The sequence below is a fragment of the Streptomyces sp. HD genome, from assembly GCF_028369295.1.
Lineage (GTDB): Bacteria > Actinomycetota > Actinomycetes > Streptomycetales > Streptomycetaceae > Streptomyces.
The window spans coordinates 1-24,496 of record NZ_JAQMYP010000090.1 but is presented as its reverse complement, the minus strand read 5'-3'; the positions used below and the strand labels follow the sequence as shown (position 1 = coordinate 24,496).

Annotated in this window: 20 protein-coding genes and 2 pseudogenes; 11 read left to right on the top strand and 11 right to left on the bottom strand. The window is 71.6% G+C overall.

From position 1 onward, the window contains the following. Nucleotides 1-582 precede the first annotated feature (582 nt). Nucleotides 583-1,548: a pirin family protein gene (locus tag POF73_RS43935; protein ID WP_272125042.1), complete on the bottom strand. Its 966-nt coding sequence runs from the start codon at nucleotides 1,546-1,548 to the stop codon at nucleotides 583-585. Between the two features lie 112 nt (nucleotides 1,549-1,660). Between POF73_RS43935 and POF73_RS43930 the strand changes: the two genes are divergently transcribed. From POF73_RS43930 to POF73_RS43920, 3 genes are read left to right on the top strand one after another with little or no spacing between them, the layout of a single operon-like run. Further along, the gene (locus POF73_RS43930; protein ID WP_272125041.1) at nucleotides 1,661-2,206 is read left to right on the top strand and encodes a MarR family winged helix-turn-helix transcriptional regulator; all 546 of its coding nucleotides are present in this window, start codon (nucleotides 1,661-1,663) and stop codon (nucleotides 2,204-2,206) included. Further along, nucleotides 2,203-2,667 carry a MarR family transcriptional regulator gene (locus POF73_RS43925; RefSeq protein ID WP_272125040.1) on the top strand — a complete coding sequence of 155 codons (465 nt, stop codon included), beginning with the start codon at nucleotides 2,203-2,205 and terminating at the stop codon, nucleotides 2,665-2,667. Before POF73_RS43930 ends, POF73_RS43925 begins: the two co-directional genes overlap by 4 nt. Before the next feature lie 50 nt (nucleotides 2,668-2,717). After that, on the top strand, nucleotides 2,718-3,065 hold the full coding sequence (locus POF73_RS43920) for a tetratricopeptide repeat protein (RefSeq protein WP_272125039.1): 348 nt from the start codon (nucleotides 2,718-2,720) through the stop codon (nucleotides 3,063-3,065). A gap of 53 nt (nucleotides 3,066-3,118) precedes the next feature. Here the strand turns inward: POF73_RS43920 and POF73_RS43915 are convergent, their stop codons facing one another. Next, nucleotides 3,119-4,519, bottom strand: a complete 1,401-nt coding sequence (locus POF73_RS43915; RefSeq protein WP_272125038.1) for a PepSY-associated TM helix domain-containing protein — start codon at nucleotides 4,517-4,519, stop codon at nucleotides 3,119-3,121. A 146-nt stretch (nucleotides 4,520-4,665) separates the two neighbouring features. On the opposite strand from POF73_RS43915, the gene POF73_RS43910 reads away from it, so the two are divergent. From POF73_RS43910 to POF73_RS43895, 4 genes are all read left to right on the top strand, one after another. Continuing rightward, complete coding sequence (locus POF73_RS43910) at nucleotides 4,666-5,310, top strand: peptide deformylase (RefSeq protein WP_272125037.1); 645 nt, start codon at nucleotides 4,666-4,668, stop codon at nucleotides 5,308-5,310. Between the two features lie 200 nt (nucleotides 5,311-5,510). Next, a complete protein-coding gene (locus tag POF73_RS43905; protein ID WP_272125036.1) occupies nucleotides 5,511-7,106 on the top strand; it encodes an ABC-F family ATP-binding cassette domain-containing protein in 1,596 nt (531 codons plus the stop codon). A 48-nt stretch (nucleotides 7,107-7,154) separates the two neighbouring features. Beyond that, nucleotides 7,155-8,060 (top strand): antibiotic ABC transporter ATP-binding protein, encoded by a 906-nt coding sequence (locus POF73_RS43900; protein ID WP_272125035.1) that lies wholly within the window; start codon nucleotides 7,155-7,157, stop codon nucleotides 8,058-8,060. Then, nucleotides 8,057-12,733 carry a caspase family protein gene (locus tag POF73_RS43895; protein ID WP_272125034.1) on the top strand — a complete coding sequence of 1,559 codons (4,677 nt, stop codon included), beginning with the start codon at nucleotides 8,057-8,059 and terminating at the stop codon, nucleotides 12,731-12,733. Before POF73_RS43900 ends, POF73_RS43895 begins: the two co-directional genes overlap by 4 nt. 7 nt (nucleotides 12,734-12,740) lie before the next feature. Here POF73_RS43895 and POF73_RS43890 read toward each other — a convergent pair whose 3' ends face one another. Continuing rightward, complete coding sequence (locus POF73_RS43890) at nucleotides 12,741-14,174, bottom strand: dihydrolipoyl dehydrogenase family protein (RefSeq protein WP_272125033.1); 1,434 nt, start codon at nucleotides 14,172-14,174, stop codon at nucleotides 12,741-12,743. A 120-nt stretch (nucleotides 14,175-14,294) separates the two neighbouring features. Between POF73_RS43890 and trxA the strand changes: the two genes are divergently transcribed. Beyond that, the gene (gene trxA / locus POF73_RS43885) at nucleotides 14,295-14,681 is read left to right on the top strand and encodes a thioredoxin (RefSeq protein ID WP_272125032.1); all 387 of its coding nucleotides are present in this window, start codon (nucleotides 14,295-14,297) and stop codon (nucleotides 14,679-14,681) included. A 54-nt stretch (nucleotides 14,682-14,735) separates the two neighbouring features. Here the strand turns inward: trxA and POF73_RS43880 are convergent, their stop codons facing one another. From POF73_RS43880 to POF73_RS43865, 4 genes are all read right to left on the bottom strand, one after another. After that, nucleotides 14,736-16,172, bottom strand: coding sequence for a benzaldehyde dehydrogenase (locus POF73_RS43880; protein ID WP_272125031.1), 1,437 nt, complete (start codon nucleotides 16,170-16,172; stop codon nucleotides 14,736-14,738). A 30-nt stretch (nucleotides 16,173-16,202) separates the two neighbouring features. Further along, nucleotides 16,203-17,381, bottom strand: coding sequence for a 4-hydroxybenzoate 3-monooxygenase (locus POF73_RS43875; RefSeq protein WP_272125030.1), 1,179 nt, complete (start codon nucleotides 17,379-17,381; stop codon nucleotides 16,203-16,205). A 68-nt stretch (nucleotides 17,382-17,449) separates the two neighbouring features. Then, nucleotides 17,450-18,484: a LacI family DNA-binding transcriptional regulator gene (locus POF73_RS43870; protein WP_443049759.1), complete on the bottom strand. Its 1,035-nt coding sequence runs from the start codon at nucleotides 18,482-18,484 to the stop codon at nucleotides 17,450-17,452. A gap of 58 nt (nucleotides 18,485-18,542) precedes the next feature. Continuing rightward, nucleotides 18,543-19,217, bottom strand: coding sequence for a TetR/AcrR family transcriptional regulator (locus POF73_RS43865; RefSeq protein WP_272125028.1), 675 nt, complete (start codon nucleotides 19,215-19,217; stop codon nucleotides 18,543-18,545). Between the two features lie 99 nt (nucleotides 19,218-19,316). On the opposite strand from POF73_RS43865, the gene POF73_RS43860 reads away from it, so the two are divergent. Next, nucleotides 19,317-19,880, top strand: a complete 564-nt coding sequence (locus POF73_RS43860) for an NAD(P)H-dependent oxidoreductase (RefSeq protein ID WP_272125027.1) — start codon at nucleotides 19,317-19,319, stop codon at nucleotides 19,878-19,880. Nucleotides 19,881-19,944: 64 nt separating this feature from the next. On the opposite strand, the gene POF73_RS43855 is transcribed toward POF73_RS43860, so the two are convergent. Beyond that, nucleotides 19,945-20,850, bottom strand: a complete 906-nt coding sequence (locus POF73_RS43855) for a LysR family transcriptional regulator (RefSeq protein ID WP_272125026.1) — start codon at nucleotides 20,848-20,850, stop codon at nucleotides 19,945-19,947. A 114-nt stretch (nucleotides 20,851-20,964) separates the two neighbouring features. Between POF73_RS43855 and POF73_RS43850 the strand changes: the two genes are divergently transcribed. Continuing rightward, nucleotides 20,965-21,183 (top strand): hypothetical protein, encoded by a 219-nt coding sequence (locus POF73_RS43850; protein WP_272125024.1) that lies wholly within the window; start codon nucleotides 20,965-20,967, stop codon nucleotides 21,181-21,183. Here the strand turns inward: POF73_RS43850 and POF73_RS43845 are convergent. Both POF73_RS43845 and POF73_RS43840 read right to left on the bottom strand, forming a co-directional pair. After that, nucleotides 21,159-22,040: an LLM class F420-dependent oxidoreductase gene (locus tag POF73_RS43845; RefSeq protein WP_272125023.1), complete on the bottom strand. Its 882-nt coding sequence runs from the start codon at nucleotides 22,038-22,040 to the stop codon at nucleotides 21,159-21,161. The genes POF73_RS43850 and POF73_RS43845 overlap by 25 nt on opposite strands. Before the next feature lie 94 nt (nucleotides 22,041-22,134). After that, a complete protein-coding gene (locus tag POF73_RS43840; RefSeq protein WP_272125022.1) occupies nucleotides 22,135-23,115 on the bottom strand; it encodes an ArsR/SmtB family transcription factor in 981 nt (326 codons plus the stop codon). Nucleotides 23,116-23,171: 56 nt separating this feature from the next. Here POF73_RS43840 and POF73_RS43835 point away from each other — a divergent pair. After that, nucleotides 23,172-24,332, top strand: a pseudogene (locus POF73_RS43835) (MFS transporter); the annotation flags it as partial. Here the strand turns inward: POF73_RS43835 and POF73_RS43830 are convergent. Then, nucleotides 24,322-24,496: pseudogene (locus tag POF73_RS43830) on the bottom strand (TerC family protein); the annotation flags it as partial. The pseudogenes POF73_RS43835 and POF73_RS43830 sit on opposite strands and share 11 nt — an antisense overlap.

Below are 24,496 nucleotides of genomic sequence, written 5' to 3'. Positions count from 1 at the left end.
GAGAGGAAGGGCACGAGCTCAGCCCAGGCGTCCGACCACAGCTTCACGATCGCCGGATACCTTGCCTCTCTCATGATCGTCGGATCCGCCGTTAGATTTACACTCCAGCTCCCTGCAGGGTGTACCACCAGCAGATGAAGAACCTCCTGACGGTCCTACAGCACAGCACACCCCACATCGGACTGAAAATGCGGCGCGAGGCGATCAGGGACGACACCTGTCCTTGTCAGCTCTCCACAAGACGACAGCGCGAGGCCCGTCCATCCGTACCAGCGCCTCCCTAACCACGCGTCGGGAGCAGCGTGCAGCGTCCCGCCATCAAACCCGCGACGCCCCGCGCTGGCGACTGGGCTTCGAAAGGAACCTCACCGCCTGGCCTGACGGAGTATCAGAAAAGTCAGCAAAAGTCAGCAAGAGCTCTGCCACAGCCGCCCACAGACGGCCACACCGTGGAACCGCCACCCGCCCGCGCCCGAGACGGCAACGCGGTCGACCGCCCTCCCGCAAGCGGTCGACCGCGGGAGGCATTGTCCGGCCGCGCCCCACTCGACAGGGTCACCGGCACGCGGGCATTCCTGCAGGTCAACGCACTCTGCCCCGCGGCTTCAACGGCACAGGCGGCAGTTCCGGAGCGGGTAGCGGGGCGCCGTCATACCCCTTGACCTCACCGAACCGCGTGCCTTCCATCCAGTCCCGACGGGCCTGCACGATCTCTTCCTGCGACCGCCCGATCCAGTTCCAGAACATGATCAGCTCCTCCTCGAACGGCTCGCCGCCGAGGAGCATCAGGCCCGCGTCCGACTCCGCGCGCAGCGGGAGTTCGGTGCGGCCGCAGCCGAGGTAGAGCATCGAGCCGGGGAGGACCGGTACGCCGTCGACGTGCGCCTCGCCGGACATGGAGAGGACGGCGTACTCGAAGTCCGGGTCCAGCGGGAGGCGTACGTCGGCACCGCGGGTCAGAGCCAGGTCCGCGCCGACGATGGGGGTGTACGTCGTGCCGGGCGAGGTCGCGCCGTCGAGGTCGCCGAGGATCAGCGTGGCCCGCAGGCCCGGTGCCGTGACGACCGGCAGTTCGGCGTGGTGTTCGAAGCGCGGGTCGGTGTGGCGGTGCCCGTCCGGGAGGGCGACCCAGAGCTGGGAGCCGTGCAGGAAACGGGCATGTGGCCTGGGGCTCTCCTCGGAGTGACTGATCGCCCGGCCCGAGGTCATCAGGCCCAGTTCGCGCGGGCGGATGGTCTGGAGGCTCCCCGTGGAGTCACGGTGCAGCACCTCGCCCTCGTGCAGCCAGCTCACCGTCTGCAGACCCATGTGCGGGTGCGGCGGCACCTGCATGCCGGGCTCGTCGGCGATGTCGTCGGGGCCGTAGTGATCGATGAAACACCAGGCACCGACCATGCGTCGGCCCAGGTTGGGCAGCAGACGACGGACTTCGGTGGACTCGCCGAGCTTGACGCGGCGAGGGCTGAGTAGTTCGCGTACGGGCTCCGCCACGACAAAACCGCGGCCGCCGCAGATGGCGGGCACCGCCTCGCGATCAAGATTGCTCATGGCGCCCAACCTAGCCCCGCCGGGGCCGCGCCGTCAGTCCGTCGCTCGGCGCTGTCTCGATGCGGTTCAGAAAATAGTAGCCATGGATATAGTCGCCATGTACCGTATTGGCATGAGCAAGGGTTCCGAGAAGGCCACGCCCGGTTTCCTGGTGTGGCGCCTGTCCACGAAATGGCGCGTCGCGGTCGACCGGGCCATGGCCCCGCTGGGACTCACCCATGCGCAGTACGCACTGGTGGCCTCGCTGTACGGCATGCAGCACCGAGGGGAACGGCCCAGTCAGCGGCGCCTCGCCGACCACACCGGGCTCGAACCGCTCTACGTCTCCAAGTTGGCGCGCTCCCTGGAATCCGCCGGCCTCCTCGAACGCACCCGGGACCCCCGCGATCCGCGCGCGGTGCAGCTGGCGCTGACCGAGCAGGGCCGGGAGCGGACCCGGCAGGCGATCCAGGTCGTCCAAGGGCTTCTGGAGCAGCTGCTGGCACCGCTCGGCGGCCTGGACAGCGCGCGTACGCGCGAGTTCACACGTGAGTTGACGACCCTGCTCGACGCACCTCTCGACCCGCTGGTCATGCACAGCGAGTCCGACAAACCCGAAGAGCCAGACGAAGCGTCAGACGACGAGTCAGGCGAAGTGTCAGACAAGGAGCAGTCATGACCACCTCCACTCCCCTGGTCGACCCCCGAGTCATAGCCCTGGCCCACTACGCCGGTCGCGCACTGCTGGAGAGGGTGCTGGCCCGCCACGGCGCGACCTTCCAGCAGTCCGTCACCCTCCGCCTCGCCGCCGTCGCCGACGGGCCGGTCGACCGGGACGGCCTGGTCGACGGTGTCGTGGGCGCGCTGAAGATCGACGCTGCGGAGGCCCACTCCGTCGTCGACGAGCTGATCGACGCCCAGCTGCTGACCCCTCAGGAGCCGTCCACGCTGCGGATCACGGACGCCGGCCGGGAGCTGTACGACAGCGCGTCCGCCGCGACCGCCCCCATCACCGCCCGCATCTACGCCGACATCCCGAAGGAGGATCTGGCCGCCGCCGGACGGGTGCTCACCCTCATCGCCGGGCGCGCCAACGCCGAGCTCGCCGCCATGGCCGACGCGACCGACGCGACCCAGTAGTGGAATATTGGACGACCCTTCGCCGTTAACGGCCGCGAAGGAGGTCACGAGTGGACACGACGTACTACGACCACGGAACGCCGGCCGAGCGCTGGGAGCGCGCGCAGTTGTTCTTCGACGCCAAGGACTACGCCGCCGCGGCGCGCGTCCTCGGCAAGCTGGTCGAGGAGGTGCCGGAGCAGACCGGACCGCGGCTGCTGCTGGCGCGCGCCTACTACCACTCGGCCCAATTGCGGCGCGCGGAGAGCGAGTTGCAGATCATCATCGAGCGCGACCCCGTCGAGCAGTACGCCCGGCTGCTGCTGGGCCGCACACTGCAGCGGCAGGGGCGGCACGGGGAGGCAGAGCCGCACATGCGCCTCGCGTCGGCGCTGTCGGGTGACTTCGAGCAGCTCTGAGCCATGCGGAGGGCCCGGTTCCCCCCGGAACCGGGCCCCAGTCCTGCGCTCCCCTACTTCACTTCGGCGGGCGTCCGCCTCCCCCGCCGATGGGCGATCTCCCCGAGCACGACGTCCATGACGATGAACGCGGCCAGCGAGATGCCGAGCAACGGTACGAAGTAGCCGACCACGGCGACCGCCGCCACCAGCGGGACCAGGATCTGCGGGGGCACCTGCTGCCAGGCGCCGCGCGGGATGGGCCGGCCGAAGGCGGAGCCGCGGCCGCGCTGCCACCACATGCGGTAGCCCCACACGATCAGCAGGATCAGCGCGAGCGCGAGCGCCATCAGGGCGATCTGGTTGACCAGGCCGAAGAGGATCCCGGTGTGCAGGTCGATGCCCCAGCGGGTCAGCTTGGCCAGCACCGGATAGTCGGCGAACCGCAGCACGTCGGTGACCTCGCCACTGGCCGGGTCGATCGCGACCGAGTCCTGCTTCGTCGGCCAGCTGCGCTGCACCTGCTTCACCACGTACGCGGACGAGTCGTCGGCGGGCGGCACGATCTCCACGGGATCGCCCAGGCCCTCGGCCCGCGCGGACGCCAGGACCTTGTCGAGGCCGACGCCGTGTTCGCCGCTCCCGCCGGTGCCTCCGGCGGCGCCGTGGCCGCCGTGGTCGCCGCCCGCCGAGGCCGAGATGGAGGGAGTTGCCTGGCGGAGCGAGGTGCGCAGTTCGTCGATGTTGGCCCCGGCGTACGTCGACCAGGTCAGTCCGGTCGCCGAGAGGAAGATGAACCCGACCGCCGCCCAGACACCGACGGTGCCGTGCAGGCCGAGCGTGCGGCGGCGGCCGCTGGTGCCCCGCACCTTGCGCAGGGCGCGGCGGCGGGAGAACCACAGCACCAGGCCGCCGGCCGCGATCACCCACAGCCAGCTGGCCGCCAGTTCGCTGTAGAGGCGGCCGGTCTCGCCGAGGTGGAGGTCGCGGTGGAACTTGTCGATCCAGGTGCGCAGGGGCAGCGCGCCGGTGGAGCCGTACTGTTCGAGGGCGCCGCGCACCTCGGCGGTGTACGGGTCGACGAACACGGCGAGCGTGTAGTCGGCGTCCACGCCCTCGACTCCGGAGAGCAGCACCCGGGTGGACTCGTCGTCCGCCGGGGAGGGCCGTACCGCCGAGACCGTGCCCTCGGGGTGGGCCTTGCGTGCGGCGGCGACCTGCTGGGAGATCGGCAGCTTCGTGTCACCGACCGGGACGGTCATCTCGTGGGAGTACACGAGCCTCTCCGCCTGGAACGCCCCCGCGTACAGGAAGCCGGTGGTGGCGGCGACGAGCAGGAACGGCGCGACGAGCACACCGGCGTAGAAGTGCAGACGCAGGATCAGCGGGCGCAGCGTTGCCCGTCTGCGGGGCGGCGACGCCGGGGCGTCGGGCTGCGACGCCTCCTCGGTGGCGGTCGAGGGAGCGGTGGACATCGGCGGCATCTCCGGGGAGTGGGGACGATTCTCGGCAGTAGCGGTCCAGTAGTCGGAGAGAGGGGCCGCCGAGTTCCCGGCATTTCAAGTGACGTGCGCCACAAGGAAGCCCGTCGGTCGCGCCGGCGCCATGGCATGCTGGCGCGATGGCACTTCCGAACCATCGCGCGCCCCTGGCCGAACAGGTCGAGCAACTCCTCGCCACCGAGGGCCCGTTGGCCATCGTGGCGGCCGGCGACCCGGTGCTGCGGCGTCCCACCGAGCGCTTCGACGGCCAACTGGAACCGGCACTGCTGGCGCGCTTCGTCGAGGCCCTGCGGATCACCATGTACGCGGCGCCGGGCGTCGGCCTCGCGGCGCCGCAGGTCGGTGTTCCACTGCGGATCGCGGTGATCGAGGACCCGGCACCGGTGCCGGACGAGGTGCGGGCGGTGCGCGGGCGGGTGCCGCTGCCGTTCCGGGTGCTGGTGAACCCCTCGTACGAACCGGTCGGCGCCGCCCGTGCCGCGTTCTTCGAGGGGTGTCTGAGCGTCCCGGGCTATCAGGCGGTGGTGGCGCGGCCCGCCGAGGTGCGGCTGACCTGCGAGGACGAGCGTGGGCGCGGGGTGGACGAGGTGTTCGCGGGGTGGCCCGCCCGGATCGTGCAGCACGAGACGGACCACCTCGACGGCATGCTCTACCTGGACCGGGCCGAGCTGCGCTCACTCTCCTCGAACCAGGCGGTGGCCGAGTACTGGACCCAGCCGACCCCAGTCGAGGCGGCGAGGTTCCTCGGCTTCGAACTGCCGTGACTGCTCGCCCTCGAACCGTCGCGGCTCGCCTTCGAATCGTCGTGACGGGAGTCGCCGCCAATAAATCAGCGGCGCCCGACGCAGCACCCTCGCTACTCTGACCGCATGTCGACGCCCCGAATTTCCTAGCCGAGGACCCGCTTCCACACCACCCGTGTGTCCTCCCGCTTGTTCGGATCGCTTGTTCGGAGCGTCTTCTCATGATCACCACTACTGGTGTCGACGTGCGCGTCGGCGCGCGTCTGCTGCTGTCCGGCATCTCCTTCCACATCTCCCCCGGCGACCGCATCGGCCTGGTCGGCCGCAACGGCGCCGGAAAGACAACCCTGTTGAACACCCTGGCGGGCACGCTGCCCCCGGCCGCCGGGACCGTGACCCGCACCGGCGAGGTCGGGCATCTGCCCCAGGACTCCCGCGCCGCGGATCCGACAGTCACCATCACCGACCGCATCCTGTCCGCGCGGGGTCTCGACGGGGCCGTACGCACCCTGCGCCGTGCCGAGGAGGCGATGGCCGACGGTACGCAGCGGGCGATGGACGCCTATGTGCGTGCCGAGGCCCGGTTCCAGGCCGCCGGCGGTTACGCCGCGGAGGCCGAGGCGGCCCGGGTCGCCGCCGGTCTCAAGCTGCCCGCCCGGCTGATGGACCAGCCGCTGGGCGCGCTGTCGGGCGGGCAGCGCCGCCGTGTGGAGCTGGCCCGCATCCTCTTCGCGGAGCACGGCACCCTGCTGCTGGACGAGCCCACGAACCACCTGGACGCGGACTCCATCGCCTGGCTGCGTGCGTTCCTGACGAACCACCACGCCGGACTCGTGCTGATCAGCCACGACACGTCCCTGCTCGCCGCCGCGGTGAACCGGGTCTTCCACCTGGACCCCCAGCGCGCCACGATCGACGTGCACAACACCGGCTGGGCGGCCTACCTCGCCCAGCGGGAGGCCGACGAGCGGCGCCGGACCCGCGAGCGGGCCAACGCCGAGCGCAAAGCGGCGTCGCTGCGCGCACAGGCCGGGAAGATGCGCGCCCGCGTGTCCACGGCCGTGGCCGCGCGGAACATGGAACGCCGCGCCGACCGCATGCTCGCCGACCTCGAACCGACCCGGCGCACCGACAAGGTCGCCAGGATCCGGCTGCCCGAACCGGCGCCGTGCGGCCGGACCCCCCTGGGCACCGTCAGCCTCAGCAGGGCCTACGGCGAGCATCGGGTGTTCGCGGGCGTCGATCTGGCCGTCGACCGGGGCAGCCGTATGGTCGTTCTCGGGCCCAACGGCTCGGGAAAGACCACTCTGTTGCGCATCCTCGCCGGTCAGGACCGTCCCGACAGCGGCCGGGTGGTCCATGGGCACGGGCTGCGGCTGGGCTACTTCGCCCAGGAGCACGACACGTTGGACCCGGAGGCGACGGTGAGCGCGCAGCTGGCTTCGGCGGCCCCGCACCTGACCCACGGCGAAGTGCGGCGCGTCCTTGGCTCGTTCCTGTTCACCGGCGGCGACGCCGACAAGCGTGTCGGTGTGCTGTCCGGAGGGGAGAAGACCCGGCTCGCCCTGGCGGGCCTGGTCCACTCGGGCGCCAACGTGCTGCTCCTGGACGAGCCCACGAACAACCTCGACCCCGCTTCCCGGACCGAGGTCCTGTCCGCGGTCGGCACGTATCCGGGCGCGATCGTCATGGTCACCCATGACGAGGGCGCCATCGAGGCCCTGCGTCCGGACCGGGTGCTGCTGCTGCCGGAGGCGGACGAGGATCTGTGGAGCGAGGACTATCTGGAGCTGGTCTCCCCGCCGCACACGGCCTGATGCCGCCGCCGCGCGCGTAATCTTGTTCCCTGACTCGGGGAGGGGCACTTGAGCAAGGTCGTCTTCGTGCACGGCGTCGGCAAGCAGTATCTGAGCGAGGACTCCCTGGGGCGGGACGTCGTGCCCGAACTCCTCGGCGGTGTACGCCTGGCAGGTGGCCCGGTCCCCACGCCCGACGAGGTGGGTGTCGCGTTCTACGGCGACCTGTTCCGGCCCCAGGGCACTCGCGCCGGAGTCGAACCGCCGTACGACGAGGGCGACATCGAGACCGACGAGGAGTTCGACCTGCTCATGGCGTGGTGGGCGGAAGCAGCGCGCACCGACCCCGCCGTCCCGGGACCGGACCAGACCGGTACCCGGGGCCCGGTGGGCTGGGCCGCCTCGCGCGCCCTGCGGCTGAACACCGTGCGGGCCGCGCTCGACGCCCTCACCGGCGCCCGCTGTCTGCGGGGCGTCCTCGACCGCGCGCTGATCGGCAGCCTCAAGCAGCTCACCGGGTACCTCACCGACGACACCGTCCGGCGCGCGGCCCGGGCCAGGCTGGCCGCCCGTATCAGCAGCGACACGAGGGTCGTGGTCGCGCACTCACTGGGTTCCGTCGTCGCCTACGAAACGCTCTGCGACCCCACGCTGAACGGCAATTGGGACATCCGCATGCTCGTCACCCTGGGCTCCCCGCTGGGCATGCGCGCACTCGTCCTGGACCGGCTCACCCCGGCTGCCGAGGACGGGCGAGCGGTGTGGCCGAAGCCCCTTCGGTCATGGACCAACATCGCCGACGCCACGGACATCGTCGCCGTGGTGCGCGACCTCCGCCCCTCGTTCGGCGACCTGGTGACCGACGTGGCCGTGCACAACGGCAGCCATATGCACGACGCCACGCGCTATCTGACGGCGGTGGAGACCGGACGTGCCATCGGGGCGGGACTGCTGCCGGAGGCCGGGGTCCGATGAAGCGATACCTCGTCGCGGCGGGCACACGTCACTACCGAGAGGCCGCCGAACTCCCCCTGGCCCACGAGGACGTCGAACGAGCAGCGGAGCTGTTCACGTCGATGGGCTACGACCGCGTCCTGACCGCCGTGTCCTACGACCCGGACTCCGAGTCCTTCGAGAACGCCTTGGCGGACTGGTGCGGCACCCCCGGACTGAGCGGCGAGGACGTCATCGTCGTGTACTACGCCGGGCACGGGGACCGGTCCCCGGCCGGTCAGTACCGGCTGGCCTGTGCGGACAGCGAACTCGGGCGTCCGCGCTCGTGGCTGTCGCTGCCGAACCTCGCCGAGATCCTGGCCACCTCGCCCCTCCGCAACGTCCTGTTCGTCGTGGACGCCTGTCACGCGGCCGCGGCCACCACGGAGATCGGCACCGTCACCGACACCATCGTCGCGGGCCGGGGGCGCGCCGACGCATTCGGCGGCGGCACCTGGCTGCTGGCCTCGGCCCGGCACCGCGATCTCGCGGTGGACGGGGCCTTCGTCACCGAACTGGCCAAGGCCTGTGCGCAGGGTGACGGGCCGTCACAGCGCCATCTGGCACCCAGCACGCTCGCCGAGCGGGTCAACCGTTCCTTCCTGGCGGCGGGGCTGGCCCAGCGCGCCGCGTGCTCGTCCGTCGACCAGTCCGAGCGGCCCCCGTTCTTCGGGAACCCCTTCTTCGAACCGCATGCCGAGATCACGGGCGACGGACAGGCCCAGGGCGACGCCTCGGACCTCTCCTCGCACTTCGAGCCACGCGGGCGTGGTGTGGAGCATGTCCATGACCCTGGGTCGTACTTCACCGGCCGCGGTCGGGCCCTCAAGGCGGCGCGGGCGCATCTCGACGGCGAGGGCGAGGGGCGCATCCTGGTCGTGACGGCCGACCCGGGCTCTGGCAAGTCCGCCGTGCTCGGCCGGCTGGTGCTGGAGGGGTGTGCGGACGCCTCCGTCAACGCGCACCACCAGACACTTGAGGCGCTGGTGGGCCGTATCGCCGCCGCCGCGGACGTCCGGGCCGCTACGCCGGTGGCCCTGTTCACGACACTCGCCGACCGCAGGCGCCCGCTCCGGATCGTCGTCGACTCGCTCGACGAGGCGGGCCCGGCCGGCGACAAGGCGGAGGCCCGTCGTATCGCCTGGGAACTGCTGCGCCCGCTCGCCGCAGTGGCGTGCGTACGGCTCGTCGTCGGTTCACGGCGCGAACTGCTGCCCCATCTCGGGGGCCAGGTGCCCGTCATCGACCTGGACGACAGCGGGTACGCGCAGGACACGGATCCGGCCGCGTACGTGACGAAGATCCTTTCCGACGCCGGGGCGCCGTACGAGCATCACCCTGAAGTCGCCCGCCGGGTCGCGCACGAGGTGGCCCGCCGGGCCGGGCGCTGTTTTCTCGTCGCCCGCATGACCGCGAGCGCGTTGCTGCGCGGCCCGGTCGTCGACACTTCCGCGCCCGGCTGGGCCGAACAGCTGCCCTCGGACGTGGGTGGCGCCTTCGAGGTCTATCTCCAGCGACTGCCACAGGAACGGCACCCGAAGACCATCGCCCTGCTCACCTCCCTCGCCTTCGGAGAAGGCAGCGGCCTGCCGCGCCGGCTGTGGGCTCGGGTGGCGACGCGCGTGTCGGGGATCGCCCTCGTCCAGGCGGACATCGATCTGCTGCTGGACGAGGACGGCTCGTATCTGGCGCAGGCGGAGGTGAACGGGACGAAGTACTTCCGGTTGTACCACCAGGAACTGACGGACCATCTGAAGTGGCGGGCCCTGAACCATCGCGACCTGGCGGACCTCCAGGAGTGCTTCGTCGAGACGCTGCTGGAGCTCGTGCCCGACCGGGACTGGTCACGCGCGCATCCCTATGTGCGCTCCCATCTGGCGACGCACGCCGCCGCTTCGGGCGAGCTGGACGACCTCATCGAGGACGCGTCCTTCGTCGTCCACGCCGATCCGACGACGCTGCTGCCGGCGGTGCGCCGGGCGCTGCGCCGCCCCATGCTCGCCATGGCGGTCGAGCGCTACGCGTACCTCGTCACGGGCACCGACGCCACGCTGCTCGACCGGCCCGCGCTGCTCGCCTTCGTGGCGGAGACTTACGGGGAGCACGCGGTCGCCGGGCAGGCGCAGGAGATGTCGGACGTGCTGGAGGGGATCCGTGTCGAGCCCCGGGAGATCACACCGCACCAGGTGGTGGGACGGCACGACGGCGACGCCTATATGACGCGCGCGTACAACCCGAACTGGAAGATGGAGTACGTCACCCTGCCGGACGGCGGCCGAGTCGTGCTGGCGGCCCCGCCGCTGGCCTCCCATGTTCATGTCTGGCGCCTCGACAACCCGTCGCAGTCGACGATCCTGCCGCACCCGGCGAGCGTCGTGGGCCTCGCGCTGCTGATCGACGGTACCGGCGGGGCGCGGGCGGTCACCCTCGACGCCAGGTCCGACATCCGGGTCTGGAACGTGGCGGACCAGACGCTGACGCACACGGTTACGAGCGGAGCAACGCTGCTGTTCGAGGCCGGATTCCGCAGCGACGGCACGCCGGTGCTCGTGTGCGGGGAGACCGAACGCGTCGTGGTGTACTCCCTGCCTCTGCTGGAGCAGCTCGTCGAGGTGGACTGCGAGACGATCGACCAGGACAGCATCGACAGGGTCGGGCCGTCCGCCTGCCTCGCCCACTTCGAGGACGGACAGGTTCGGCTCCTGTTGTGCGACGGCGTCCGTGGCCGGGTCACCCTGCACTCCCTCGACGGGGACGGCGACGTCACCGTGCTGCTCAAGGGCCTGGCGCAGCCCGTCCTGGCCGACCACATCCATGCCGGCCGGGGCACCGTCGCCGCCGTGTGCGAGCCCCGTACCCGGCTGACCCTGCTGAACCCGGGGTCCGGGCGGACGGTGCCCATGCCGTTCAGCGGTTTCGCGTGGCAGGAGAACGGCTTCGCACTGGGCAGCGAGGACTCCCCCGTGTTCGTGGCACAGGACTACGACGATCTGCTCATCGCGAGCCTCGACGCCCCGCCGCAGCGCGTCGCCGCCCGCGACAAGCCTGGGGGCCATGCGAGCTTCCTGGCGCCCGTCCTCCTGTCCGACGGGCTGTACGCGGCGACGGTCGGCTATGGAAGCCCTGTACAGATGGTCGACTGCGCCACCGCGGACGCCGTGGGCTCAACGCTGTGTGGGCACGAAGGGGCGGTGTGCAGCCTGCATCTGCTGCCCTCATCGGAGGGTTCAGGTCCGGACATCCTTGCCGTGGGCAACGACGGAACGGCAAGGATGTGGCGGTGGGACGAGGACAAGCGGCCAGGAGAGCCGCGGTCTTCGTCCGCGGCCCTGTCCGCACCGGAGATCGAGTCGCTCGTGCCATGGCCGCCGGACTCCCCCGGGGTCATCGCCGTGTCCGGTCGCGTCTCGCGACATGTCGCTCCGGCCCCTGAGCCGGAGCACGGCACGACGTTCTCTCTGGTCGACGGCCTCACGGCGGACGAGATATCCGAACAGACGCGCTCCGTCGATCCCGGGGGAACACTGCACCTGCTCTCGTGGGAATACACCGGGCACGTGAAGCCCGAGCATGCCTCGGACCTGCCTGGCTGGCCCTCGTCCGTACCGCACTCCTACGCGGTCTGGCACCGCGTCGTTCAGGGAACCGGCGCCGAGGCCACCCACCTGACCTGGCTGCACGGCGACAGCCACATCGGAGTGCAGGCACATCTCCTGCCGCCGACCGATCACGAGCCCCGCACTCGGTTCCTGGGACTGGACGCGATCCTCGGCCACGTCGGGCTCCTGGCCGCACCCGACGCGGACCCTGACGGGACCGACCTCCCCTGGCCCGTCGATCCGAGCCATGACTGGGTGTGCTCGGCGGCGTTCACCACATCGTCCGGAAGTACCGTACTGATGACGGGCATGCGCAGGACACGGCTTCGGGAAAGCAGCGTGGGTGGGCGCTCGACCTCCCCCGAGGAGAGCGGGGCCGCCGCAGAGCAGCCGCCCGGTGCCACGGACGGTCGGCTGTGGGACATGTCGACGGGTGCGCCCGATCAGGGCACGCCGATCGAACTCCTCGACGACGTCTGGCTCCTGCTGCCCCATCACACCAGCGCCGGAACACGATGGGTGGCGCAGCAGGGCAGGGACGGCACCACTCAGGTCATCGATTTGTCGACCGACCACCGAAACGTCGTACGGGGCAGCCGACCCGACGGGGACCTTCTGGTGGACGGTCATCGCACACTCGTGTCGGGCACCGACTTCTTCATCCGCTGGACCGAGTTGTGCGACGGCAGCGCCGTCCTGCTCCTCCTCGACCCGACAGCCTCCGACGATGCGCACACTGCCCCGGTCACCGTCTGGGACTCCTCCCACCCGGATGCCCCGCACCGACTGGCCGTCGCCGCCTGCCGTCTGCTCTGGACGGGCCGCGCCCCGAGCGGCCGGACCCTGGTCGCGGTCAGTGACGAGCACGGAGTCGCCCTGTGCGATCTGCCCAGCGGCGAGAAGATCTGGTCGGTCCCCCTGCCGGCGCTCGTCACCTCGCTCACCGCGCTGCCCGCGAGCCGGGCGCTCGACCTGGCCGTCGGCACCCAGCAGGGCGTCGTCTTCCTGCGCCCGAGGCTGTCCCGCGTATGGCGGGACCGCCTCGGCGTCGGCTGATCGGACGTCAGTTGTCCCGATACGACTCCAGCAACCGCAACCACACCTCGCTGATCGTCGGATAGGACGGAACCGCGTGCCACAGCCTGCTGATCGGTACCTGGCCGACGACGGCGATGGTCGCCGAGTGGATGAGTTCGCCGACGCCGGGGCCGACGAAGGTGACGCCGAGGAGGATTTCGCGTTCCAGATCTACGATCATGCGGGCGCGCCCGCGGTAGCCGTCGCCGTAGAGGGACGCCCCTGAGACCGAGGCGAGGTCGTAGTCGACGGCGCGGACCCGGTGGCCCGCCTGTTCCGCTTCCGCCAGGGACAGGCCCACCGCGGCGGCCTCGGGGTCGGTGAAGACGACCTGGGGGACGGCGGAGTGGTCGGCGGTGGCGGCGTGGGCGCCCCACGGGTCGGATTCGAGGAGGGGGACGCCCGAGGCGCGGGCGGCGATGGCCGCGCCCGCGATGCGGGCCTGGTACTTGCCCTGGTGGGTCAGGAGGGCGCGGTGGTTGACGTCGCCGACCGCGTAGAGCCACTCGCTGCCGGTGACGCGCAGGCTGTCGTCGACCTCCAGCCAGGAGCCCGGTGCCAGGCCGACCGTGTCCAGGCCGATGTCATCGGTGCGCGGGGCGCGGCCGGTGGCGAAGAGGATCTCGTCGGCCTCGATCCGGTCGCCTTGGTCGGTGACGACCACGACGGTGCCGTTCTCCCTGGTCACCGACTCGACCGAGGTCCCGGTGCGGACATCGGTGCCGGCCTCGCCGAGGGCGTCGGCGACGAGTTCGCCGGCGAAGGGCTCCATGCGGTTCAGCAGGCCCTTGCCTCGGACGAGGAGGGTGACCCGCGAGCCGAGGGCCTGATAGGCCGTGGCCATCTCGGTGGCGACCACTCCCCCGCCGACCACGATCAGCTGGCCGGGCACGGCCTGCGCGCCGGTGGCCTCGCGGCTGGTCCACGGCTTGACGTCGGCGAGTGCGGGAAGGTCGGGCAGGACGGCCCGGCTTCCGGTGCAGACGACGACGGCGTGCCGGGCGGTCAGGACGTGCCGTGCGCCGTCGGGTCCCGTCACCTCCAGGGTGCGGGGACCGGTGAGGCGGCCGTGGCCGCGATAGAGGTCGGCGCCGATGCCGGTCAGCCACCTGACCTGGCCGTCGTCGTGCCAGTTCGAGGTGTACTCGTTGCGTCGGGCGAGGACAGCGGCCGCGTCGAGGGGGCCCTGCACGGACTGGCTGAGGCCGGGCAGGCGGCGGGCGTCGGCCTGGGCGATGACCGGGCGCAGCAGCGCCTTGCTGGGCATGCACGCCCAGTACGAGCACTCGCCGCCGACCAGCTCGCTCTCCACGACCGCGGTGGAGAGGCCGGCCGCACGGGTGCGGTCGGCCACGTTCTCCCCCACAGGCCCGGCCCCGAGCACCACGACGTCGTACGCGATGGAATCCGTTTCCGTCATGGGCTCAGTCTTACGGGTGGTGTGCGGCGTGGCCACACGGGTACGCGCGCGGAATACGCCGCCGTACGGTCGTGTTGTCGACGACGGCTTCGCCCGGATACCAGGAAGAGGGATAACGCCATGAGCAGCACCGTGGAGCTCACCAAGGAGAACTTCGACCAGACGGTCACGGACAACGAGTTCGTCCTGATCGACTTCTGGGCGTCCTGGTGCGGGCCGTGCCGTCAGTTCGCCCCTGTCTACGAGAAGGCGGCGGAGGACAACCCGGACCTGGTGTTCGGCAAGGTCGACACCGAGGCGCAGCCGGAGCTGGCCGCCGCCTTCGGTATTCAGTCGATCCCGACGCTGATGATCGTCCGTGACCGTGTCGCCGTGTTCGCGCAGCCGGGTGCCCTGCCCGAGTCCGCCCTCACGGACGTCATCGGGCAGGCCCGGGGGCTCGACATGGACGAGGTCCACAAGGCCGTGGCCGCCCAGCAGGAGCAGGCCGAGCAGAGCGGCCAGTGAGGACCGTGCGGACCCTCAGACCCGTAGGGTCCTGATCCGGAGAAAGGCCCTGCCCTAGAAGGGGTACGGCGCCACGTCGCCGCGCACCGTCGTCCAACGCACGTCGGTGAACGCCTCCAGGTTGGCCTCGCCGCCGAACCGGGCGCCCGTGCCGGAGGCGGCGATGCCCCCGAAGGGTGCCACGGCCTCGTCGTTCACGGTCTGGTCGTTGATGTGCACGATGCCGGTCGGGACGCGCTCGGCCAGGTCGAGGCCCCGGGCGGTGTCCCGGGTGACGATGCCGAGGGAGAGACCGTAGGAGCTCGCCGCGGCGAGGGCGGCGGCCTCGTCGGCGGTGCTGAAGGGGCGGACGGGCGCGACCGGTCCGAAGACCTCCTCGGCGTACGCGGGGGTGTCGTCGTCGACGCCGGCGAGCACGGTCGGCCGGTAGAAGAGCTCCTCATGGGTGCCGCCCGCGGCCAGCTTGGCGCCCCTGGACGTGCTGGCCTCCACCAGTCCGTGCACCTTGCCGAGCTGGCCGGCGTCGATGAGCGGGCCGAGGTGGACCTGGGCGCGGTGCGGGTCGCCCACGGCGAGGGAGTCGGCCTTGGCGGCGAGGCGCTCGACGTACTCCTCGTACAGGGACCGGTGGACGAGATGGCGGCCGGTCGTCATGCAGATCTGGCCCTGGTGGAAGAAGGAGCCCCAGGCGGCGGTGGAGATCACCGCGTCGAGGTCGGCGTCCTCCAGTACGATCAGGGCGGAGTTGCCGCCCAGCTCCAGGTGCGCGCGCTTCAGGTGGCGTCCGGCCGCCTCGCCGACGGCCCGGCCCGCGGTCGTGGAGCCGGTGAAGGAGATGACCGGCACGCGCGGGTCGGCGACCAGTGCCTGGCCCACCTCCGGCCCGCCCGGCAGGATGTGCAGCAGTCCCTCGGGCAGACCGGCCTCCGCGAAGACCGCGGCCAGCGACAGCCCGCCGCAGACCGCCGTGCGCGGGTCCGGCTTCAGTACGACGGCGTTGCCGAGGGCGAGCGCCGGGGCGACGGAGCGGATGGACAGGATCAGCGGGGCGTTGAACGGCGCGATCACGCCGACGACGCCGACGGGGACCCGGCGCGTGTACGACAGCCGGGGCGCCTCGCTGGGCAGGATCTGTCCGGCCGGGCGGGAGGCGAGGGCCGCGGCCTCGTAGCACTCCTGGGCGGCGACGTGCAGCTCGAAGTCGGCCTTGCCGGCGATGGAGCCGGACTCACGGACGAGCCATTCGCGCAGCTCGTCGGCGTGCGCGGCGAAGAGGTCGCCGGCCTTGCGCAGCACCCCGGCGCGTACGAAGTGCGGGACGCGTGCCCACTCCGTCTGGGCGGCGCGGGCGGTCTCGGTGGCCGTACCGACGTCCTCGGCGGTGGCCATGGTGACGGTGCCGAGGGTGTCGCCGGTGGCGGGTTCGGTGACGGCGTACTCGCCTCCCGACAGGGGGCTGGACTGCCAGGCCTTGGGGTCGAGCAACGGCATTGCGACTCTCCGTTCGATCACCGGCGGGACTCACACGGGGAGCGGAAGTCCCGAGTAGTTCGCCGCCAGTTCGGCGGCCGCGTGGCGGGACGCGGTGATCCGGCGCAGACGTGCGAGCTGCATCCGGGCGTCGAACGCGTCCCCATTTGGTTGAGTGTGCAACATCCTAGTCATGTCGTCGGAGAAGCGAGTGGCCTGCCACACACGTTGCAGGCACAACTCCGAGTACCTGTCGAGCAGTTGCGTGTCCCCGGTGCGGAACAGCGTGGTGAGGGCGCGGGCCAGGACCCGTACGTCCGAGACCGCGAGGTTGAGGCCCTTGGCGCCGGTCGGCGGGACGATGTGGGCGGCGTCCCCGGCGAGCAGCAGCCGGCCGTGGCGCATCGGTTCGTGGACGTAACTGCGCATCGGGGTCACGGACTTGGCGGTGACGGGGCCACGGTGCAGGGTCCAGTCGCCGTCGATCGCGAAGCGGGCGGCGAGTTCGTCCCAGATGCGGTCGTCGGGCCAGTCGTCGGGGTCGGTGTCGTTCGGGACCTGGAGATAGAGCCGGGAGACGGTCGGTGAGCGCATGCTGTGCAGGGCGAAGCCGTGCTCACCGCGCGCGTAGATCAACTCGGCGCCGGACGGCGGTACTTCGGCCAGGATGCCGAGCCAGGAGTACGGGTAGTCGTGCGCGTACGAGCGGCTCACCTCGGCCGGGAAGGCGTCGCGGGAGATCCCGTGGAAGCCGTCGCAGCCGACCACCCAGTCGCAGGTCAGCGTCTGTTCGCGGCCCTCGTGCAGGAACCGTACGACAGGTGTCTGGCTCTCCGGCTTCTCGACGGCGAGCGCCTCGGCCTCGAACAACAGCGGTGGCCCGTCGGCGAGTTGCAGCGCGACGAGATCCTTCACGATCTCGGTCTGGGCGTAGATCGTCACCGTACGGCCGCCGGTGAGGGCCGGGAAGTCGATGTGGTGGCGTTCCCGGGCGAAGCGCAGCTCGATGCCCTGGTGCACCAGACCCTCGGCCTGCAGTCGCTCGGCGGCGCCGGCCTCGTGCAGCGCGTGCACCGTGCCCTGCTCCAGCATCCCGGCTCGCTGGCGCTGCTCGACGTACTCGCGGGTCCGGCTCTCCAGGACCACGCAGTCGACGCCCGCACGGTGCAGCAGACGGGCGAGCAGGAGCCCTGCGGGCCCGCCGCCGATGATGCCGACCCTCGTGCGCATCCCACGCCTCCCTGGCTCCGACGGCACGTGAGTACGTCGGCCGGCCGGCCGGACTCGCTCGCGACGCCTCAGCTGGACTCGCGGTGCACCACCACCGCTCCCAGCACCTTGTGGGTCTCGGGCGTGGCCGCGGGGTCGCGTACCGCGCGGTCGACCAGTTCCGCGAGGTCGCGGCCGGACGGCAGCTCTATGTGGACGGTGCTCAGCCTAGGCCGCAGGAGCCGTCCGAGCATCAGGTCGTCGGCGCCGATGACGGCCACGTCGGCGGGGATGCGCAGGCCCTCGTCCTGCAGGGCCCGCATCAGCAGCATCGCGTACTCGTCGTTGTAGGCGAACACCGCGTCGAGGCCGAGGTCGCGCCAGCGGGCGGCGAGCCGTGCCGCGGACTCCTCGTCGTAGGCCAGGGGCAGCGCGGTCACGGTGGCGTCGGTGCCGTGCAGGGCGCGGCGCACGCCTTCGAGACGGGGCGCGGAGAAGGACTCCAGGCCGTCCTCCTCGGGCACGACGACGCCGATACGGCGCCGGCCGCGGTCGTGGAGATGGCCGCCGGCGCACTGGCCGACGGCCTCGTGGTCCATGAGCAGGGTGTGTGCGCCGTCGACGGACTCGGGGCCGAGCGTTACCACGGCGCGGGCGCCGGAGCGCTTGAGCACCATGACACCCTTCGGGCCGAGGCCGGAGCCCGGCACCAGGACGGCGACCGGGCGCAGTTCGGCCCAGGCGCGGGCGGCCTCGTCGCCGTGCAGGCCGACGCTGCCGTGCTGTACGACGGTGTAGTCGAGGCGGCCGAGGGCGGCCTGGAGGTCGCTGAGGAACTGGCTGTAGAGCGGGCCGACGGGGAAGCTCGGTGCGGGCATCAGGACCATGCGGCTGTGACCGGCGCGCAGGCTGCGGGCGGCCGCGTGCGGGACGTATCCCAGTTCCTTCGCGGCCTCGTGGACGCGACGGCGGGTGGGTTCGCTGATCCGGACGGCGCTGGTGTTGTTGAGGACGTAGGAGACGGTCGCGCGCGAGACGCCGGCCAGGCGGGCCACATCGGCGCTCGTGGGTACCGAGCGCGTTGCGGGGGAAGCGGGCGCGGGCGTTTTCGGTATCTGCACCATGACGTACCGCATCTTTGCAGAACCGGTGCGCGGTGCTCAGCTCAGGGTGGTCGCCCGATCACAGCGCCGTGCGCGTCACGCGGGCGACCAGGTCGGTCCAGCCCTGCTCCAACCGCTCCATGGGCATGCCGCACTGCCTGGTCAGGTGGTTGATCAGGGCGGGGTCGAGCGAGGCCATCAGCGTCTGCGCGAGGAGATCGCAGTCGGCGTCCGGCACGATCTGCCGGAGCAGCATCGTGACGTGGGTGTGCAGTGCCTGGACCGAGGGGTGGGAGAAGCGGCGGGCCGGGTCCGGCTGGGCGGCCAGCCGCAGTTCCAGTTGCTCGGAGGTGCGGTACAGCACCGCGACGCCGAACGCCCGCAGCCGCTCGACCGGCGGCGCCCCGGGGCCCAGCGGCGGAGGCCCGCCGAGGAAGTCGGCCTGCAGCGTGCGGGCGGAGTGGTCCAGCAGTGCCGTGAGCAGGCCGGTGCGGTCGCCGAAGCGGCGGAAGACCGTGCCTTTGCCCACCCCGGCCGCCGCCGCGACCGCCTCCATGGTGACCCCGGCCACCCCGTGCTCCGCGATCAGCCGGGTGGCGGCCTCCAGTAGCCGGGCGCGGTTACGGGCCGCGTCCGCACGCAGGCAGGGCTCGTCGGACGCGGAGCCGACCTCCAGCAACCGGGGTGCTCCGACGGGGTCCTGAAACTCGGGGAAGGGCGGCAGGTCGGCGGACATGAAGCCAGGGTAAAGCATCGGGAATGAAACTGGACCGCGGTCCGGTTAGGTGCTAGAAAAGTAAACGGACCTCGGTCCGGATCGTAACGGCAGTGTTTCAGCATCCTTGGAGTTCGCATGTCTGTTCGCATCCTCGCGCTCGTCGGCAGCCTTCGTGCCGGTTCGCACAACCGTCAGCTGGCCGAGGCGGCCGTCAAGCTCGCTCCCGAGGGCGCCGAGGTCGTGCTCTTCGAGGGCCTGGCCGACATCCCCTTCTACAACGAGGACATCGACGTCGAGGGCGGCGTCCCGGCCACCGCCGCCGCCCTGCGTGAGGCCGCGCAGGCCGCCGACGCGTTCCTGTTCTTCTCCCCCGAGTACAACGGCACCATCCCGGCCGTGCTGAAGAACGCCATCGACTGGCTGTCCCGCCCGTACGGCGCCGGCGCCTTCGGCGGCAAGCCGGTGGCCGTCGTCGGTACGGCCTTCGGCCAGTACGGCGGCGTGTGGGCGCAGGACGAGACCCGCAAGGCCGTCGGCATCGCGGGCGGCAAGGTGCTGGAGGACGTCAAGCTGTCCATCCCCGGCTCGGTGACCCGCTTCGCCGAGACGCACCCGGCCGACGACGCCGAGGTCGCCGCCCAGCTGACCGAGGTCATCGCGCGCGTCCACGGCCACGCGGGCGAGGCCGTCGCCGCCTGACCGCCGGCATCATGGGCCTGATGGAGGGCCGGAGCACATCCGCTCCGGCCCTCCTCGCATGGGTTCACGCCACCGCCGTCGGCGCCAGTTCGCGCAGCTCCCGCAGTGCCGCCGCCACCGCGGGGCGCTCCCGGCAGCCCCGGCGGGTGCAGGTGAGCAGCTTGCGGTGCGGATCGCCCGCACAACGGACTCGGGTGATCGGCAGGTGCGGGGGCAGCTGGGCCAGCCGTGGGACCATGGCGACGCCCAGCCGGTGGGCGACAAGGTGGGCGGTGACGTTCCAGTCCACCGCGTGGTGGATCACCTCGGGCGTGAACCCGGCAGCCGCACAGGCCGACATCACATGCGTGCGGCACGGGTTGTCCGGCACCGGCGCGATCCAGTCCTCGCGCGCCGTCTCCGTGAGGTCGACGCGTCCGCGCCCGGCCAGCGGATGATCCTCGGGGACCACGAGGTCGTACGGGTCGTCCAGCAGGGGCTGCTGATCGAAGCGTGCGTCGCTCAGCGTCGGGCTGTGCGGGGTGACGTCGACGACGGCCAGGTCGGACTCCCCCTCGAAGAGCAGGTCGAAGCTCTCCCTCACCTCGGCCTCCCGGATCCGCACGGTCAGCTGCGGATGCCGCTCCCGCAGCCCTACGACCATCGGCGCCAGCAGCACCGACACGGCCGTCGGGAAACCGGTGACGCGCAGCGGCCCGGTGGGGGCGCTGTACTCGGCGCGCAGTTCGAGTTCGGCCTCCTCCCAGCGGGCCGCGATCGCGTCGGCGTGCGCGAGAAGACTCTCGGCTGCAGCGGTCAGGCGCACCCCGCGACCCTGCGGTTCCAGCAGGTCGACGTCTAGGTCGCGGGCCAGCTGGCGGATCTGCTGGGAGGCGGCGGACGGGGTGAAGTGCAGGGCGTGGGCGGCGGCGGTGACCGTGCCGTAGTGGGCGACGGCCCTGAGGACGTGCAGTCGGCGTAGGTCAATCATGAAGTCCACGCTTCAAGGTCGGCTCCAGAAAGTCAACCTGGACGTGTACGGATCGGGGGACGCACCCTGGTCGTGTCGCGACGGTCAACCAGCCACGAGGTACGAGGAGTCGCCATGACCAGCACGACCGGCACCGTCTGCCCGCACTGCGGGTGGCCCGACGCGGCCGAGCCCTTCCAGGTGCTCTCCCGGCACAGCACCACGACCGGCCACACGGTGTGGACGCGTTGCAGTTGCGGCTCGCTGCAGATGCGGGTCGTCGACGGCTGCGGGGTACGTGTCGTCTCCCGCAGCCGTCCCGCCGAGGCTCAGTCGAGTTCGGCCAGCCGCTGAACCGCCCGGGCCACGAAGCTCTCCATCCATCCGGAGGTCTCGCCCAGACGCGGGGAGAGGATCACGGTGTCGATGCCGAGCTTCGTGTAGCCCGCGATGTCCCGGGTGAACGCGTCCAGGTCGCCCTCGGTGGCGGGGTCTGAGCTGTAGGCGACGGTCTTGCGGATCGTGTCGTAGTCGCGCCCCTCGCTGTCGCAGTGGCGGCGCAACACGTCGAGCTTGTGCCGGACCTGCTCCGGCGAGGTGGTGAACAGGTTGCACGCGTCGCCGTACCGGGCCACCAGCCGGAGCGTCTTCTTCTCCCCGCCCCCGCCGATCATGATCTCGGGGTGCGGGGAGCTGAGGGGCGCCGGCACGCAGCGGGTCTCGGCCAGCCGGTAGTGCCGGCCCTCGAAGGGACCGTTGGCCTCCGGGTCCCACATCTGGAGGCAGATCCGCAGGGTTTCCTCCAGCCGCTCGAAACGCTCGGCGACCGGCGGGAACGGCACGCCGAGGCCCTCGTGCTCCCGGTCGTACCAGGCGGCGCCGATGCCGAGGGTGGCCCGGCCGCCGGACAGTACGTCGAGGGTGGTGGCGATCTTGGCGAGCAGGCCGGGGTGACGGTAGGTAACACCGGTCACCAGGGCGCCGAGGCGGAGCGTGGAGGTGTGCGCGGCGAGATAGCCGAGGGTGGTGTAGGCCTCCAGCATGGGGTCCTCGGCGCGGTCGTTGAACTCCATCTGGAAGTAGTGGTCCATCACCGACAGCCAGCTCACGCCGGCCGCCTCGGCGGCGGTGCCCGCGGCGGCGAGTTCGGCGCCCAGTGCGGGACCTCCTCCGGAGTGGTCGAACCGATTGATGTGCACTCCGACGCGCATGGCTGTCTCCGTTCGCCCGGATCGCCAGGACCTGTCCCGGCCGACCCTTTCGACGCTAGTTCTTGGAGCGCTCTCGAAGTCAAGCCTGTCCGGGTCAAGCCCGTCCGGCGAGTTGGTCGCCCAGCCCGGTGCGGTGGTAGAGGACCCGTCGTCCGTCGCGTGCCCGGGTGACGAGTCCCGTCGCGTGCAGCACCTTGAGGTGCTGGGAGACGGCGCTGGGCGTGACACCGAGGCGGCGGGCGAGCTCGACCGTGGGCAGGGGTTCGGCGAGCAGTCGCAGGACCGTGGTGCGGGGCGCGCCCAGCAGCGCGGTGAGGGCGGAGGCGTCGGGTTCGGGGCGGGGTTCCCACAGGGTGGCGGCGCCTCTGCTGGGATAGGCCAGCATCGGCGGTTCGTCGGGGCTGACCGGTGGCGCCGGCTTGTGCGCGAACAGGGACGGCACCAGACGCAGCCCACGCCCGGATCCGTCCACCTCGTGCCGGCCGATCATCCGGTCGACGCGCAGGACGCCGTCGCGCCAGCGCACGTTGCGGTGCAGGTCGGAGAAGAGCAGATGGGCGCCGCCCGTGGCGAGCTGCCGGGCGCGGTGGGTGATGTCGGCCTCCAGCACGAGGCGCATCCGGGGCCAGTCCGGGAGTATGACCGACTCCCAGTAGCGGAGCAGGAGTTCGCACAGCTCCTCCAGCAGCTCCGCGACGGGTGCGTCGCCGGGTGCGGTGATCTGGCGCAGGGCGTCCGGGAGGGGGTGGGGTGCATGGGTGGCGTGCAGGTCGCGTCGTACGAGTTCCGGGGGCGTCGCCGCCACGACGGCTAGCTGGTCATCCAGCAGGGGTGCGAAGGTCGTCGGGCGCGGGGTCAGGAAATCGGGCAGGGTCAGGTTCTGTCCGACCAGGGCACGCAGCAGCCGGGTGTCGGCGGGGTCGAGCCTGTCGAGCACCGAGCGGCGCCACGAGGCGTGCAGGGGGTAGAGGCCGGGCGCGCGCAGGGCCCGCAGGCTGCCCATGACCTCGCGCAACGGGGAGATCGCGAACCGGGTGTCCGCGAGGTCGTCGACGTCCAGCAGGAAGCTGATCATTAAGCCCCGGCCTACATCCTTTGGCAACCGGCCGACGCCGACATGGACTTCGGCGTATGACGGATCACAACCACCGGCAGACTACCGCCGCGATCACTCTGCTCGCCTTCGCGTGCGGAGTCGCCGTGGGCAATGTCTACTTCCCGCAGGCGATCGGCCCGCTGGTGGCCGCCGGCCTCGGCGTCTCCCCCGACTCGGCCGCCACGGTGGTGACCGCGACCCAGTTCGGCTACGCGGCCGGCATCTTCCTGCTCGTCCCGCTCGGCGACCGGATGCGGCCCCGCCGGCTGCTCGTCACCCTGCTCACCCTGACCGGCCTCGGCCTGCTCGCCGCGAGTACGGCGCAGACACTGCTGCCGCTGGCCGCCGCGAGCACCCTCGTCGGCGCCGCCACGGTGATCGCCCCGCTCGCCGGTCCGCTGGCGGCCGGGCTGGTGCCCGCCGAGCGGAGCGGCCTGGTCAGCGGCACCTTGCTCAGCGGCTGCCTCGCCGGCATGCTGCTGTCCCGCGCCGTGGGCGGCGCCCTCGGCGACTGGCTGGGCTGGCGGGCGCCGTACGTCCTGGCCGCCGCGCTCTCCCTGACGGTCGCCGCCCTGCTCGCCCGGCTGCTGCCGGCGTCTCCCCCGGCCGCCGCGGCGTCCTACCCGGCCCTGCTCGCCGCACCGCTGCGCCTGCTGCGCACCGAGCCCGAGTTGCGCCGCTCATGCCTGTACCAGGCCACGGTGTTCGCCGGGTTCTGCGCGGTGTGGACCGCGGTGGCGCTGCTGCTCACGGGTCCGGCCTACGGCATGAGTGCGAAGGCGGCCGGGCTGCTGGCCCTGGTCAACGCGGCGACGATGCTGTGCACGCCGGTCGCGGGCCGACTGGTGGACCGCCGGGGACCGGACCGGGTCAACCTCGTGTGCTTCCTGGTGGTCGGCGTGTCCGCCCCCGTCCTGGCGTTCGGCGGCCTCGGCGGCGTACCCGGACTGACCGCGCTGGTCGCCGGCACGCTACTGCTGGACGTCGGCATGCAGTCCGGGATGGTCGCCAACCAGGTGCGGATCTACGGCATCGACGCGCAGGCCCGCAGCCGTCTCAACACGGCGTACATGACCTGCGCCTACCTCGGTGGCACCGTCGGCTCCTGGCTGGGTGCCCACGCGTACGGCCGCTTCGGGTGGCCCGGGGTGTGCCTGCTGGTCGCGGCGCTCACGGCGGTGGCGCTCACGCGCCACCTGCTGCTACGCGCTCGGCCTCGGCCCGCTCCTGCTTCTTCGAAGCGCGCAGGCTGGTCACCGTCGTCACAGCCAGGACGAGCACGATGAAGCCCAGCGAGAAGGGGATGCTGATCTCGGGGACGTGGACGCCGGACTCGTGCAGGGCGTGCAGCACCAGCTTG